This is a genomic window from Nocardiopsis sp. NPDC050513, assembly GCF_044457925.1.
Lineage (GTDB): Bacteria > Actinomycetota > Actinomycetes > Streptosporangiales > Streptosporangiaceae > Nocardiopsis.
Genome location: NZ_JBITHK010000003.1, coordinates 515366 through 529644, shown reverse-complemented (window position 1 = coordinate 529644; position 14279 = coordinate 515366). Strand labels below are relative to the sequence as shown.

The following is a 14279-nucleotide window of genomic DNA, read 5'->3' as shown; positions in this document are numbered from 1 at the left end:
GTGGTTCCGTTCGGGATGTGCGGTTGTGAGCCGGGCCGCGGCGTCCGCCGAGCGGCGCGGAAGGTCGTCACGAGGCGGGAGGGTTGGCGTTGCCGAGCATGAGCAGCGCGGTCGCGTCCTCCGCGTCGTGCTCGGAGGAGTCGGCGACCAGGACGTCCCCGTCGGTGAGGATCGTCTCGCCCAGGGGCACGTCGTCCGGGGACTCCGCGCCCTCGGGGAGCAGCTGACCCCAGTCGGCGCCCAGGAGGTGGTCGTAGACCGACGCGATCGCCTCCTCGGAGCCGGGGGTCTCCTCGCCCTCGGCGGCGACGACCCGCACGAGGCGTACGCACTCGGCGGCGGAGCAGCGCACGTCCGCGTCCTCGGAGAGGTAGGACAGCCCCTCCGGGGGATCGCCCAGCACGTCGACGTCCGGCGCCTCCAACCGCTCCTGGGTCGGGGCGGCCCCCGCGTCGGGGGTCGCGCCCGGCGCCGGGGCCACGGGGGCGCGCAGGGCCTGGAAGAGGCCGAGCGCCCCGGAGACGACCAGGCCGACGACGACCGCCGAGGCCAGCGCGATCTTGAATCGGCGGGAACGCAGGAGCTCCATCATCGCGAGGATCGTCCCCCTGTCCGTGTGCGGGTCGGTCGGGTCAGGCGTGGACCGGGGATCCGGCCGCCAGGTGGCTGAGGACCGAGGTGAAGAAACCCAGCCCGTCGGTGGAGGGCCCGGTCAGCGCCTCGACGGCGTGCTCGGGGTGCGGCATGAGGCCGACGACGTTCCCGTGCTCGTTGGTGATCCCGGCGATGTCGCGGCGCGATCCGTTGGGGCTGCCGCCCGCGTAGCGGACCACGACCCGCCCGGTCGCCTCCAGCTCGTCCAGGGTCTCCTCGTCGGCGACGTAGCTGCCCTCACCGCTCTTGAGGACCACCAGGATCTCCTGGCCCTCGGCGTAGTCGCCGGTCCAGGCCGTGTCGGCGGACTCCACGCGCAGCACCTGGTCGCGGTTGACGAAGCGGAGCGAGGAGTTGCGGGTGAGAGCGCCGGGCAGGAGGTGGCTCTCGCACAGGATCTGGAAGCCGTTGCAGATGCCGAGCACCGGCAGCGCGCCCGAGCGGGCGGCCGGAACGAGCTCGGACATCAGCGGGGCGAACCGGGCGATGGCGCCGCAGCGCAGGTAGTCGCCGTAGGAGAAGCCGCCGGGGAGGACGACGGCGTCCACGCCCTTGAGATCGGCGTCGGCGTGCCAGAGCGCGACGGGCTCGGCGCCCGCCAGCGCGACGGCGCGGGCGGCGTCCTTGTCGTCGAGGGAGCCGGGGAAGGTGACGACGCCCACACGGGCTGCCATGAGCACACTCCGGGTCATTGTGTGTCCGCGTCCCGCGCGTGCGGGAGGAACGGGTGGTTGGGCGAGGAGTCCGCGGACGCCGGACCGTCGCGGGGACGGCGTGTCCGCACCTCGCAGCGTACCCGCTCGCCTGTGCTCGGGTACGACGCTCACCCCGGTTCCGGGCCCGTGGCCTGTGTGATCCTCCCAGTCGCGGCGGTCGCGGGCGCGGTCGGAGTGTGCGACCCGACAGACGCGGTGGTGTGCGCCACACCGTGCGCGGGCGCCCCGGCGGATCCCCCGGGGCCGGGGCGGAGGACGCCTCAGAGCCGCGCGAAGTCGTGCTTGGGGGCGGGCGCGCCCCCGGGGCCGCCGTGCCGGTCGCAGGAGGCGAGGTGTTTGCGCAGCAGGACCGTGGACCTGGGGGTGGCCCGGAAGGCGACCTCGTCCATGAGGCAGCGCATCAGGAAGATGCCCCTGCCGGATTCGGCGGAGAGCCGGGGCAGGGGCACGTGGCCCTGGGAGAATCTGCGGGGCAGTGCCGCGCTGGCCGGCACCCCGCCGTTGTGGGAGATCCTCAGCTCGCAGAGGTCGGCGTCGAGATCGGCCTCGACCCGGTAGTCGTGGGCGGATCCGGCGTGCTCGATGGCGTTGGCGCAGGCTTCGGAGGTGGCGAGGACGACGTCGTCGGTGCAGTCCCGGCACAGTCCCGCCCGCCGGAGGAGGGTGCTGAGGACATCGCGGACGACGGACACCGTGTACGCCTGTCGGGGGAGCGATATCGAGAAAACGGCGTCCATGCGTACACCTCTCGTGCTCCGTGATCGGTTACCGGACCGGCACGTTAAGGAACGTTCCCGAGCCCGGTTGCCGCAAAACGAACAGCCGCGCCCGATACGGGGCACGGCTGGCCAATTCCGGACACACCTGGCGCGTCCGTTCTCCGGTCGGGTCAGGAGACGCGGACCTCGAAGTCCTCGATGACGGTGTTGGCGAGCAGGGTCTCGGCCAGGCGGCGGACGTCGGCGAGCTTGGCGTCGTCCACCTCGCCCTCCACCTCGACCTCGAAGCGCTTGCCCTGCCGGACCTGCGCGACCCCCTCGAAGCCCAGCCGGGAGCAGGCCCCGGCGATGGCCTGACCCTGGGGGTCCAGGATCTCGGGCTTGAGCATGACGTCAACAACGACGCGGGCCACAGCGTCCTCCAGAAGAAATGTGGGTGTGCCGCACTCGCCCGCCGCGGGGTGGGCGGGCGCCTCTCCGAGCCACTCGGAGCGGGCGACGCCAGCGTATGGCACGCGGGCCCGCGACCGTGTCCTGGCCAGCCGCCACGCTGGTCCTTTACCGCATGCTTACCCGTACTGGAGACGCTTTCGGTGCCTTCGTGACTCGTATCACCCCGATTGATGTCATCATTGGAAGCGTGTGGTGGCGTCTACCAGTGTGGAAGTGATCGTCCGGTCGTCCTGAGGGGGGAATCTTGACGACTATCGCAGCGGACCAGACCTCCACGACCGGTGGGAACCGCGCCGAAGAGCAGACCCTGGACTTCGCCACCGCGGTGACACCGTTCGCCGACCAGCTCTACCCCACGGCCCTGCGGATGACCCGCAACCCGGCCGACGCGGAGGACCTCGTCCAGGAGACATTCGCCAAGGCCTTCGCCAATTTTCACCAGTTCCGAGCGGGTACCAATCTGAGGGCCTGGCTCTACCGGATCCTGACCAACACCTTCATCAACTCCTATCGCAAGAAGCAGCGCGAGCCGCGCCAGGAGACCACCGACGAGATCAAGGACTGGCAGCTCGCCGCGGCCGAGGCGCACACGTCGTCCGGCATGCGCTCCGCCGAGACCGAGGTGCTCGACCACCTGCCCGACTCCGACATCAAGCTCGCCCTCGCGCGGCTGCCGGAGGAGTTCCAGGAGGTCATCTACCTCGTGGACATCGAGGGCTACGCCTACAAGGAGGTCGCCGCCCGCATGGGGACCCCGCTCGGCACGGTGATGTCCCGGCTGCACCGGGCCCGCCGCCAGCTCCGCGAGATGCTCGCCGACTACGGCCGCGAGCGCGGCATGCGCGTCCCCGCCTGAGCCCTTCCGCTCCGCGGGGCCGCACCGCGCCCACGCGCCCCCGCCCCCGCGTTCCGCGAGCTCCGCTCGTCTCTCTCCGTAGTCGCCGCACCATGGCGCGTCACGCCCGGGCGGCCTCGAACCCGAGGCCGCCCGGGCGTTTCCGGTATGTGTCCGACCGGGGTCCACAAAGTTGTTGGAAGTCCTTGTAATTGCTAGGAAGCCCTGGTAGTTGCGTATGCGCGCTGGTTCAGGATGATGGGGCGGACAGGTTAAAAGGTGACGCTGAGGTCTTGCGCTCCACATAGTGAGTTCTGTCACGATGTGATGAGGGCTGTCCGCTGCGCCCACCACCCCGGGTGAGCGGACCTTGATTCGGCCGATCAGCGTTCACCCACGCGAACCCGGCCCCGAGAACCCGAGGAGCGACGTGTCGGACACCACCGCACACGCAGAACCGGAGCTTGTCCAGCTCCTGACACCCGAAGGGGAGTTCACCGCGCACCCCGACTACCCCCTGGACATCGGCGCCGACGAGATCCGCGACCTGTACCGGGACCTGGTGCTCGTCCGCAGGGTCGACAGCGAGGCCGTGTCCCTCCAACGGCAGGGTGAGCTGGGCCTGTGGGCCTCCCTGCTGGGCCAGGAGGCCGCGCAGATCGGGTCCGGCCGGGCCCTCCGCGACACGGACATGGCCTTCCCCTCGTACCGCGAGCACGGCGTCGCCTGGTGCCGGGGCATCGAGCCCAAGGAACTGCTGGGCATGTTCCGCGGCGTCACCAACGGCGGCTGGGACCCCCACGAGCACGGCTTCCACCTGTACACGATCGTCATCGGCAGCCAGGCCCTGCACGCCACCGGCTACGCCATGGGCGTTCAGCGCGACGGCGCGGTCGGGGAGGACGGCACCGCGGTCATCGCCTACTTCGGCGACGGCGCCACCAGCCAGGGCGACACCAACGAGGCGTTCAACTTCGCGTCGGTGAACAACGCGCCCGTGGTCTTCTTCTGCCAGAACAACCAGTGGGCCATCTCCGAGCCCCTGGAGCGGCAGGCCCGCGTGCCCATCTTCCGCCGCGCCGCCGGGTTCGGCTTCCCGGGCGTGCGCGTGGACGGCAACGACGTGCTCGCCTGCCTCGCGGTCACCCGCGCCGCCCTGGCCAACGCGCGCGAGGGCAACGGGCCCACGCTCGTGGAGGCGTTCACCTACCGGATGGGCGCCCACACCACCAACGACGACCCCACCCGGTACCGCTCCACCGCCGAGCTGGACGAGTGGAAGGCCAAGGACCCGATCCTTCGCCTGCGCCGCTACCTGGAGCGCGGCGGGCTGGCCGACGACGCGTTCTTCGCCTCGGTCGAGGAGGAGGCGGACGCCATCGGCGAGCGGGTGCGCGCGGAGTGCCGGGCGCTGCCCGACCCCCAGCCGCTGGACATCTTCCACGAGGTCTACGCCGAACCGAACGTCCACATCGACCAGCAGCGGTCCGAGTTCGCCGACTACCTCGCGTCCTTCGAGGGCGCCGGCGCGGAAGGGGGCCGCTAGGCCATGGGAACCAACCTCACGATCGGCAAGGCGATCAACGCCGGCCTGCGCGCCGCCATGGAGCACGACCCCAAGGTCCTGGTCATGGGCGAGGACGTCGGACGCCTCGGCGGTGTCTTCCGGGTCACCGACGGGCTGTACAAGGACTTCGGCGCCGACCGGGTGATCGACACCCCGCTGGCCGAGTCCGGCATCGTCGGCACCGCCATCGGCATGGCCCTGCGCGGGTACCGGCCGGTGGTGGAGATCCAGTTCGACGGCTTCTTCTTCCCGGCCGCCAACCAGACCTTCACCCAGCTCGCCAAGATGCGGCGCCGGTCCGCCGGCAAGCTCAGCGTCCCCGTCGTCATGCGCATCCCCTACGGCGGCGGCATCGGCGCGGTGGAGCACCACAGCGAGTCCCCCGAGGCCTACTTCACCCACACGGCCGGCCTGCGGGTGGTGACGGTCGCCAACCCCGAGGACGCCTACTGGATGATCCAGCAGGCCGTCCGCTCCGACGACCCGGTGATCTTCCTGGAGCCCAAGCGGCGCTACTACGAGAAGGCCGAGGTCGACACCGCGGCGCCGATCGAGGAGGCGACGCCGCTGGGGGCCGCCCGGATCGCCCGCCACGGCACGGACGTGACGCTGCTGGCCTACGGGCCGATGGTCAAGACCGCCCTCCAGGCGGCCGAGGCCGACGCCGACCACTCGATCGAGGTCGTCGACGTGCGGTCGCTGTCCCCCGTGGACTACCCGACCATCGTGGACTCGGTGAGGCGCACCGGTCGCCTGGTCGTGGCGCACGAGGCCCCGCTCAGCGGCGGCCCCGGCGCGGAGATCGCCGCGAGGGTCACCGAGGAGTGCTTCTACCACCTGGAATCGCCGGTGATCCGTGTTGCCGCCTTCGACACTCCCTACCCTCAGTCCAGGCTGGAGGAGCACTATCTTCCGGACCTTGACCGGGTTCTGGACGGTGTGGACCGGGCGTTCGCGTTCTAGGGGAACTGGAGACATGGGGATTCAGAGGAACGCACCCGCCAGCGGCGGCGTGCAGTCGTTCAAGCTGCCCGACGTCGGTGAGGGCCTGGTCGAGGCCGAACTGCTCACCTGGTACGTCAAACCCGGTGACGAGATCACCGTCAACCAGAACATCTGCGAGATCGAGACGGCCAAGGCCGTGGTCGAGCTGCCCAGCCCGTTCGCGGGCACCGTCCGGGAGCTGCTGGTCGAGGAGGGACAGACGGTCGACGTCGGCACGGTGATCATCACCGTCGACGACGGCAGCGGGGGCCCGGCCGGGACGCCGGTCGCGGGCGAGGAGACCGAGGAGCGGGAGAAGCCGCTGGTGGGCTACGGCGAGAAGGCCGCCGCCACCCAGCGCCGCGCCCGCCGTCGCCCGACCCCGTCGGCCCCGGTGTCGCCGCCCGCGCCGAGGCCCGTCGCGGCGGCTCCGGCCGCTCCCGCGCCCCCGGCGGAACCCGCCGGTGGGCGTCCGCTGGCCAAACCGCCGGTGCGCAAACTCGCCCGCGACCTCGGGGTGGACCTGGCGTCGCTGACGCCGACCGGTCCCGGGGGGATCGTGACCCGCGAGGACGTGCGGGCCGCGGCGGAGCCCGCCGAGGCACCCGCCGCTCCGGCGGTGGCGGCTCCGGCCGTCACGACCGACCGGGCCGCCCGTGAGCGGCGGATCCCGGTCAAGGGGGTGCGCAAGCACACCGCCGCGGCGATGGTCGGCAGCGCGTTCACGGCGCCGCACGTCACCGAGTTCCTCCAGGTGGACGTCACGCGGACGATGGAGGCGATCGCGCGGCTGCGGGAGCGCCCCGACTTCGCCGACGTGCGCGTCTCGCCGCTGCTGCTGGTCGCCAAGGCGCTGCTCATGGCGATCCGCCGGAACCCGGAGATCAACGCGTCCTGGGACGAGGAGAACCAGGAGATCGTGGTCAAGGACTACGTGAACCTGGGGATCGCCGCCGCCACCGACCGGGGGCTGGTGGTGCCCAACATCAAGGACGCCGACGCCAAGGCCCTGCCCGAGCTGGCCGCGGCCCTGAAGGGGCTGACCGACACCGCGCGGGCGGGCAAGACGAGCCCGGCGGACATGTCGCAGGGCACGGTCACCATCACCAACGTCGGCGTGTTCGGCGTGGACGCGGGCACCCCGATCATCAACCCGGGGGAGGCCGCGATCCTGGCCTTCGGGCAGATCCGCGACATGCCGTGGGTGCACGGGGGAGAGCTGGCGGTCCGCAAGGTGACGACGCTGTCGCTGTCCTTCGACCACCGGCTGGTCGACGGCGAGCTCGGCTCCAAGGTGCTGCGGGACGTCGGCACCGCGCTGGAGGACCCCGAGCTGACCGCCCTCGCCTGGGGGTAGTCGGGATTCGTGTCGGAGCCCGGGCTCCGAGCGCGGGTCGGAGGTCGTGTGCCTCCGGCCCGCGCCGGCCGCGGCGTACGGAGTTCCTCCGACGCGTCTGGGCATCACTCTGCCCGGGAGCCCCTCCGGTTGGTACGGTCGCCTCACACCGCACCCGCGACAGGAGGGCCCCATGCAGCCCGATGCCCACCCCGACCTCACCGCGGTCGCTGACAGCATCGCCCTCCACGGACCCGGCACCGGCGTGCTCGACCTCGCCGAGCGCGCCGTGGAGTTCTACTCCTCCCACTACAGCGACTATCCGCCGCGCGTGCTCGCCGCCGAGGTCGCCCGCTGCCGTTCGGCGCTCATCGACGGCAGCGCCGTCTCGACGGACGTGCGCCGGGTGGTCGGGTGGCTGTCCGGCCTCCTGGGCAGCCTCGCCCACCACACCGGCGACGTCTCCGCCTCGCTCATCCACTTCGGCACCGCGGCCAGGGTCGGGGAGGACCTCGGCGAGCACCGGCTCGCGGGTTGGGCGCTGGGAGCGCAGTCGATGGTGGTCATGGCCCAGGACCGGCACGTCGAGGCGCTGGAGCTCGCGGACCAGGCGGAGGAGTTCGCGGACGACGCGTTGCGCCGCGCCCAGATCGCCGCCTGGTGCCGTCTGCGCCCGCTCGCGGCCCTCGGCGACCGGGAACGGCTCGACGACGCCGTCACGGCGGCCCGCCGCCGCATGGACGCCGCCGACCGCGAGGAGCCGGGCCGGTTCGGGTTCGACCGCGCCGAGTTCCACCAGCACCTGGCCGAGGCACTGGCCGGTCACGACCCGGCGGAGGCCGAGCGGCACGCGCGGACGTCGATCGGTCTGAAGCGGGCGGGCTCGCCGGGGTGGGCGGCGGCGACCGCGATCCTCGCGCGGACGTACGCGGCCAGGCGGGACGCCCCCAGCGCGACCGCCCTGGGCATGAGCGTCCTGGAGGCCGTCCCCGACGGGTGCCTGCGCGCGAACACCCGGACCAGGCTGCTCCGCGTGGCGGCGGACCTGGAGGGGCATCCCGCCGCCGCCGGGCTGGCGGACGCGCTCGGGACCTGAGCGCCGCCCGTCCGGGTCCGCCCGCCCGCGCCGGAGCGGTGCGGTTACCCGCCGAGCAGCGGCAGAGCCGGGAAGGTGTGCTCCCGCCACAGGAGGCGGGAGGACTCCTCCGGGTAGGCGGAGACCTTCGGCTCCGCGTCGACGACCCAGGTCAGGCGTTGGTCGGCGGCGTAGTCGGGCCAGCCGGGGTCGCCGGTGGCGGCGAAGCCGGTCCAGGCCGTACGGACGCGCGCCGACAACGCCTCGGCCTCGGCGGAGGGCTCCGGGCCGATCAGCAGCTGGCCGAGCGTGGCGTCGTAGGCGCCGAACACCAGCGGCACGTCCAGTCCGTGGGAGGCGCCCAGGACGCCGCCGCTCCCGGGGGCGCTCCAGGTGAGCTCGTACACGTGCGCGCGCCCGCCTCCGGCGACCTGGGCCTCCGCCAGACGCAGCGAGGGCATGCGGAACAGCCAGTCGGACTGGACGAGCTCGTGCAGCCGCTCCGCCGAGGCGTCCGGGAAGGCGTCGCGGTAGGCGCGCTCGCCGTCCGCGCCCGGTCCGAACGCGCGCAGGGCCTTCGCGGCCTCCTCGGGGGTGATCTGGCCGAGCTGCCCGGCCATGGCGGTGAACAGCCGGTACTCGTCCCGGGTGTGGCCGACGACCAGGTCCACGTCGCGTCCGGCGCCGTCGGCCAGGGCCCGCCACGGTGTGACGGGCAGGACGTCGCCGTCGACGACGGGTGAGAAGGGGGTGGGCGTGAGCGCGACCGCTCCCCAGCGGTCCTCATAGCCGCGCATCCGGGCGCTGACCGCGGCCCCCGCGGCGGGCAGCGCGCGCGGATCGACGCCGGACAGGTCGGCCGCGGTCGGGCGCAGCCCCAACTCCCCGGCGATGGCGGTCGCGATGTCCGCGGCCAGTTCCGGGGAGAAGAACGTGCCCGGCACACTCTGCGCGATGGCCCGGCCGAACAGCCCCGTGGCGCGCGGCATGGCCAGCAGCGCGGCGATGCCCCCGGCCCCCGCCGACTCGCCGAAGACCGTGACCCGGCCCGGGTCGCCGCCGAACGCCGCGATGTTGTCGCGCACCCACTCCAGCGCGGCGACCTGGTCGAGCAGACCCCGGTTCGCGGGCGCCCCCTCGATCTGGGCGAACCCCTCGATGCCGACGCGGTGGTTGAAGGTGACCACGACCAGGTCGCCGTCGCTGGCGATCCGGCTCGCGTCGTAGCCGGGGTCGTCGGAGGAGCCGAACTTGTAGGCGCCCCCGTAGATCCACACCATCACCGGGCGCCGGGCCGCCGGGTCCGGGTCGGGTGTCCAGACGTTGACCGTCAGCCAGTCGTCGCCCGTCACCGGGGCCGCTCCGGGCATGACCTCCTCCTGCGGCGGCGGAGGCCCGAACGAGAACGCCTCGCGCACCCCGTCCCAGGCGCGCGCGGGCCGCGGTGCGGCGAACCGCGCCCCGCCCACCGGCGGCTCGGCGAACGGGATGCCGCGGAAGACGGCCAGGCCGCCCTCGCGGCGGCCGCGTACCGCGCCGGAAGCGGTACGGGTCTCGGGTGCGGGGGACTCGTCGGGTCCACGGGATGTGACTGCGGTCATGGAGGGACTCCTCACCGAGGGGCGAAGCGTGTCGAAGGACATCGGATCGTTTCATGAACAAATGTCCACTCAACGAACACGTGGGTGGTGGAAGCGTAGTGGACGCGCGCGTGTCCGCGCCCGGGGGGTGGCCGCCCGGAGCGCCCCGTCACCGCTGTCCGGGAGCGATGACACCCGTCTCGTAGGCGATGATGACGAGCTGCGCGCGGTCGTGCACGAGCAGCTTGGCCATCACCCGGTTGACGTGGGTCTTCACCGTGTGCGGGGAGATCACCAGGTCCTGTGCGATCTCGGTGTTCGTCCTCCCCCGGGCGACGAGCACCAGGATCTCCCGCTCCCGCTCGGTCAGATCGGACAGCCGCGCCGGAACGGTGTCGGGGCGGGCGGTCCGCGGCGCCTCCGCGACCGAGACGTACCGGTCGACCAGCGCCCTGGTCGCCTTCGGCGACAGAAGGGCCTCCCCCACGTGCACGGTTCGGATCGCGTCCATCAGGTCGTCGGGCTCGGCTCCCTTGCCGATGAACCCGCTCGCCCCGGCGCGGAGCGCCTGGAGCACGTACTCGTCCTCCTCGAACGTGGTGAGGATGACGATCCGTGTCCCGGGCAGGGAGGGGTCCGCGCAGATCAGCCGGGTCGCCTGGATTCCGTCCGTCACCGGCATGCGGATGTCCATGAGGACGACGTCCGGACGCAGCGCGCGAGCCAGGTCCACCGCCGCCCCGCCGTCGGCGGCCTGGCCCACGACCTCCAGACCCGGCTCGCGGGACACCAGGTCGGCCACCGCCCCGCGGATGAGCGCCTGGTCGTCGGCGAGCAGCACCGAGATCACCGGGACCCCCTCCGCAGCGGCAGCACGGCACGCAGGCGGAACACGGGCCCGGGAACGATCGCCGCGTCCAGGCTTCCCCCGACCGAGGCGACGCGCTCGCGCGCCCCCACCAGCCCGTGCCCGCCCGCGGTGCCCCCCACGTCCAGGGATTCCGGTTCCACCGGGTTCGTCGCCGTGATCTCCAACCGGTCGTCCCCGTACTCGACGCTGAGCATGACGACGTGGTCGGCTCCGTGCTTGTGGGCGTTGGTCAGCGCCTCCTGGACCACGCGGTAGGCCACGATGCCGACCGGCTCCGGCACCGCGGCCGACTCGCCGCCGAACCGCAGGTCCACCCGCAGACCGCTCTCGGTGAACCGCCTCACCAGCCGGTCGAGGTCGGCCAGGGTCGGCACCGGTTCGGCGACCGGCGCCGGCTCCGGATCCGCCGGATCGGTGGTGCGGAGCACGGAGATCAGGGCGCTCATCTCGGACAGGACGGTCCGTGCGGCCTCGCGGATGGTGGCCAGGGCGCGTTCGGCGTCCTCCGGCCGGTCGGGCAGGGCGCGTGAGGCGACGCCGGAGTGGAGGTTCACGACCGCGATCTGGTGGGCCAGCGCGTCGTGCAGGTCGCGGGAGATGCGCAGGCGCTCCTCGGCGACCCGGCGCCGGGCCTCGCTCTCACGGGTCTCCTCCGCCCGGCGCGCCCGTTCGGTGACGGCCTGGATGTACGCCTGGCGTGAGCGTCCCGCGTCCCCGAGCGCTGCGGCGAAGCCCACCAGCCCGGCCATGCGGCTCACCGCTTCGAGGGGTTGGGCCAGGGCCGACAGCAGCACCGCCGCCAGCGCCGCGCCGCCGTAGACGAGGGTGGTGCGGCGGTCGGTGCGGCGGGCCGCCGTGTACAGCGCGATGAGCAGGCACAGTTCCACCGCGAACGGGGCGTCGCCCAGGAGCGAGGCGACCGCCAACAGGGCGCTCGCCGCGGCGGCCGTGGCGCGGGGAAAGTCCGACCGGAAGAGGGGCAGGACGACCGCGACAGCGGAGGTCGCCACCCTGGCCGACCCCGCGTCCGCCCCCATGTCGAAGGGCGGCGGCATGAGCGCCACGGCCAGGATCATCGCCGAGCCCGCCGCGCTCAGCAGGTAGCCGACCCAGCGAGGCCAGCGCCGACCGGCGAGCGGCTCCGGGACGTGCATCCGCCCTCCTCTTCCGATTGCCGTCGGTGGCGGTCATTCTCCCACCTCAGGACAGGTGGGAGCCATGACGCGGACGCGGTATCCGGCGTACCGCGGACGCGGTACGCCCGGCGGCGGAGCGGGAGCGGGCCGCGGCCGGCTCACCCCCGCGCGGTACACGCAGGATGCCGCGCCGGGTTGACGCGGGCGGGCGGCGCCCCGGTGGAGGATCGGAGCCGTCCCACAGCACACCGTGAAAGGGGAGTACCGGCATGTCCGTTCCCATCCTCTCGGCCAGGAACGTCACCCGTTCCTACGGCCAGGGGGCGACGAGGTTCGACGCCCTCAAGGGCGTCTCACTGGACGTCCGCGAGGGCGAGTCCCTGGCCGTCGTGGGCAAGAGCGGTTCCGGCAAGTCCACGCTCATGCACCTGCTCGCCCTCCTGGACCGGCCCACGTCGGGCGACGTCGAGCTGAGCGGCCACAGCGCCTCCCGCCTCTCGGCCGGGAAGCTCAACCGGCTGCGCAACGAGACGTTCGGATTCGTCTTCCAGCAGTTCTTCCTCACCCCGAACGCGACGGTCCTCGACAACGTCACCCTGCCGTTGCGCATCGCCGGGATCCGCCCCGCCGAGCGCAGGCGCCGGGGCATGGCGGCGCTCGAACAGCTGGAGCTCGCGGACAAGGCGGGGAACCGGGCGACGAACCTGTCCGGGGGCCAGAAGCAGCGGGCGGCCATCGCCCGCGCCCTGGTCAACGAGCCGGGGGTCATCTTCGCCGACGAGCCCACCGGCAACCTGGACAGCGCCACCGGGGAGACGGTCGAGAACATCCTCCTGGACCTGAACCGGGACAGGGGGATCACCCTGATCGTGGTCACGCACGACGACGACCTCGCCGACCGGCTCGACCGCCGGGTCCACATCCGGGACGGGCTCGTCGCCCAAGGCGCGGAGGTGGCCGCGTGAGGGCCCTGGACCTGGTGTCGTCCGCCGTCGGCAACAGCTTCCGCAACAAGACCCGGACCGCGCTCACCGTCGTGGCCATCGTCATCGGCGCGTTCACGCTGACCCTGACCACGTCCATCGGATCGGGGGTCAGCTCCTACATCGACGACACCGTGTCCGCCATCGGCGCGGACGACGTGATGACCGTGAGCAGGCTCGTCGAGGACGGCGGCGAGGGTCCCCGCGAGTACGACCCGGACCAGCGGACCGCCGAGAATCCCGCCGGGGAGCAGGACGGTCCCCCCGGCCAGACCCAGACCGTCGAACTGCTCGACTCCGACGACCTCGACGAGCTCCGCGGCGTCGACGGCGTGCTCTCGGTGGAGCCGGTGCTCGGTGTGTCCGCGGACTACGTGGAGTACGGCGGGGACAGGTACGAGATCTCCGTCGACGGGACCGCCTCCGGCATGCGGGTCCAGCTGGCGGCGGGGGACGAGCCCGACTGGAACAGCGACGACCTCCAGGTCGTGCTCCCCGTCGCGCACGTGGAGGCGTTCGGCTTCTCCTCCCCCGGGGACATCGTGGGCGAGACCGTCTCCTTCGCCGTGACCGACCCGGAGGGGAACCAGGACGAACTGGAGGCGACCGTCGTCGGCGTGGCCGAGGCGGGTCTGATCGGCGGCGACACGGCGACCGCCAACGACGCTCTGGTCCTGGCCCTGTACGACCTGCGGACCCTCGGCCTGGGCGAGGCCGAAGCGGGGAGCTACACCTCCGCGTCGGTGCGGTTCGACCCCGAGGGCGAGGAGGGGGCCGCCGACGCCCTCAGGGACCGGTTGGCGGACGCCGGGTACAGCGCGACGACCGTGGCGGACCAGATCGGCTCCTTCCAGACCGTCATCACGGGCCTCACACTGGTCCTGGGCGCCTTCTCCGTCATCGCCCTGCTCGCCTCCGGCTTCGGCATCGTCAACACCCTGCTGATGTCGGTCCAGGAGCGGACCCGGGAGATCGGCCTGATGAAGGCCGTGGGCATGGGCGGCGGCCGGATCTTCGGCCTGTTCAGCCTGGAGGCCGCGTTCATCGGGTTCCTCGGAAGCGCGATCGGGGCCGGTGCCGCGACGCTCCTGGGCACGGTCCTCAACGGCGTGCTCGGCGAGGGACTGCTCGCGGACCTTCCGGGGCTGACGCTGATGGCGTTCGACCCCGTCACGATCTCCGTGATCGTGGCCGCGATCATGGGGATCGCCTTCCTGGCCGGGACCGTTCCCGCTCTGCGCGCGGCCCGCCAGGACCCGATCGCCTCGCTCAGGTACGAGTAGCCGCGTACCGACCGCGGGCGGGGTCCGGGAACGCCGAGGGGGTCCGCCCCCCAAGGGGGAGAGGGACGGACCCCGCCCTTGGGGTAT

General features: G+C 72.7%; 14 protein-coding genes. 7 read left to right on the top strand and 7 right to left on the bottom strand.

The features are described from left to right. Positions 1-67: 67 nt before the first annotated feature. From ACIBFB_RS07650 to purS, 4 genes are all read right to left on the bottom strand, one after another. Positions 68-592 (bottom strand): hypothetical protein, encoded by a 525-nt coding sequence (locus ACIBFB_RS07650; protein ID WP_397227387.1) that lies wholly within the window; start codon positions 590-592, stop codon positions 68-70. 40 nt (positions 593-632) lie between these two features. Continuing rightward, a complete protein-coding gene (purQ, locus tag ACIBFB_RS07645) occupies positions 633-1328 on the bottom strand; it encodes a phosphoribosylformylglycinamidine synthase subunit PurQ (protein ID WP_397227385.1) in 696 nt (231 codons plus the stop codon). 302 nt (positions 1329-1630) lie between these two features. Further along, entirely contained in the window at positions 1631-2107 is a 477-nt protein-coding gene (locus ACIBFB_RS07640) for an ATP-binding protein (protein ID WP_397227383.1), read from the bottom strand. 152 nt (positions 2108-2259) lie between these two features. Further along, positions 2260-2502, bottom strand: a complete 243-nt coding sequence (gene purS / locus ACIBFB_RS07635; RefSeq protein WP_397227381.1) for a phosphoribosylformylglycinamidine synthase subunit PurS — start codon at positions 2500-2502, stop codon at positions 2260-2262. Between the two features lie 284 nt (positions 2503-2786). Here purS and ACIBFB_RS07630 point away from each other — a divergent pair, with 284 nt between their 5' ends. From ACIBFB_RS07630 to ACIBFB_RS07610, 5 genes are all read left to right on the top strand, one after another. Further along, positions 2787-3398: a sigma-70 family RNA polymerase sigma factor gene (locus tag ACIBFB_RS07630; protein ID WP_397227379.1), complete on the top strand. Its 612-nt coding sequence runs from the start codon at positions 2787-2789 to the stop codon at positions 3396-3398. Between the two features lie 409 nt (positions 3399-3807). Next, positions 3808-4923: a pyruvate dehydrogenase (acetyl-transferring) E1 component subunit alpha gene (pdhA, locus tag ACIBFB_RS07625; protein ID WP_397227377.1), complete on the top strand. Its 1116-nt coding sequence runs from the start codon at positions 3808-3810 to the stop codon at positions 4921-4923. Positions 4924-4926: 3 nt separating this feature from the next. Further along, entirely contained in the window at positions 4927-5907 is a 981-nt protein-coding gene (locus ACIBFB_RS07620) for an alpha-ketoacid dehydrogenase subunit beta (RefSeq protein WP_397227375.1), read from the top strand. Between the two features lie 13 nt (positions 5908-5920). After that, positions 5921-7285: a dihydrolipoamide acetyltransferase family protein gene (locus tag ACIBFB_RS07615; protein ID WP_397227373.1), complete on the top strand. Its 1365-nt coding sequence runs from the start codon at positions 5921-5923 to the stop codon at positions 7283-7285. A gap of 172 nt (positions 7286-7457) precedes the next feature. Continuing rightward, complete coding sequence (locus ACIBFB_RS07610) at positions 7458-8360, top strand: hypothetical protein (RefSeq protein WP_397227371.1); 903 nt, start codon at positions 7458-7460, stop codon at positions 8358-8360. 44 nt (positions 8361-8404) lie between these two features. Here ACIBFB_RS07610 and ACIBFB_RS07605 read toward each other — a convergent pair whose 3' ends face one another. From ACIBFB_RS07605 to ACIBFB_RS07595, 3 genes are all read right to left on the bottom strand, one after another. Further along, positions 8405-9940, bottom strand: coding sequence for a carboxylesterase/lipase family protein (locus ACIBFB_RS07605; protein ID WP_397227369.1), 1536 nt, complete (start codon positions 9938-9940; stop codon positions 8405-8407). A gap of 148 nt (positions 9941-10088) precedes the next feature. Beyond that, on the bottom strand, positions 10089-10769 hold the full coding sequence (locus tag ACIBFB_RS07600; protein ID WP_397227367.1) for a response regulator: 681 nt from the start codon (positions 10767-10769) through the stop codon (positions 10089-10091). Further along, on the bottom strand, positions 10766-11944 hold the full coding sequence (locus tag ACIBFB_RS07595) for a sensor histidine kinase (RefSeq protein ID WP_397227365.1): 1179 nt from the start codon (positions 11942-11944) through the stop codon (positions 10766-10768). Before ACIBFB_RS07595 ends, ACIBFB_RS07600 begins: the two co-directional genes overlap by 4 nt. 251 nt (positions 11945-12195) lie before the next feature. On the opposite strand from ACIBFB_RS07595, the gene ACIBFB_RS07590 reads away from it, so the two are divergent. Further along, the gene (locus tag ACIBFB_RS07590; protein WP_397227363.1) at positions 12196-12891 is read left to right on the top strand and encodes an ABC transporter ATP-binding protein; all 696 of its coding nucleotides are present in this window, start codon (positions 12196-12198) and stop codon (positions 12889-12891) included. Then, positions 12888-14192 carry an ABC transporter permease gene (locus ACIBFB_RS07585; RefSeq protein WP_397227361.1) on the top strand — a complete coding sequence of 435 codons (1305 nt, stop codon included), beginning with the start codon at positions 12888-12890 and terminating at the stop codon, positions 14190-14192. The genes ACIBFB_RS07590 and ACIBFB_RS07585 overlap by 4 nt, the downstream gene beginning before the upstream one ends. Positions 14193-14279 lie beyond the last annotated feature (87 nt).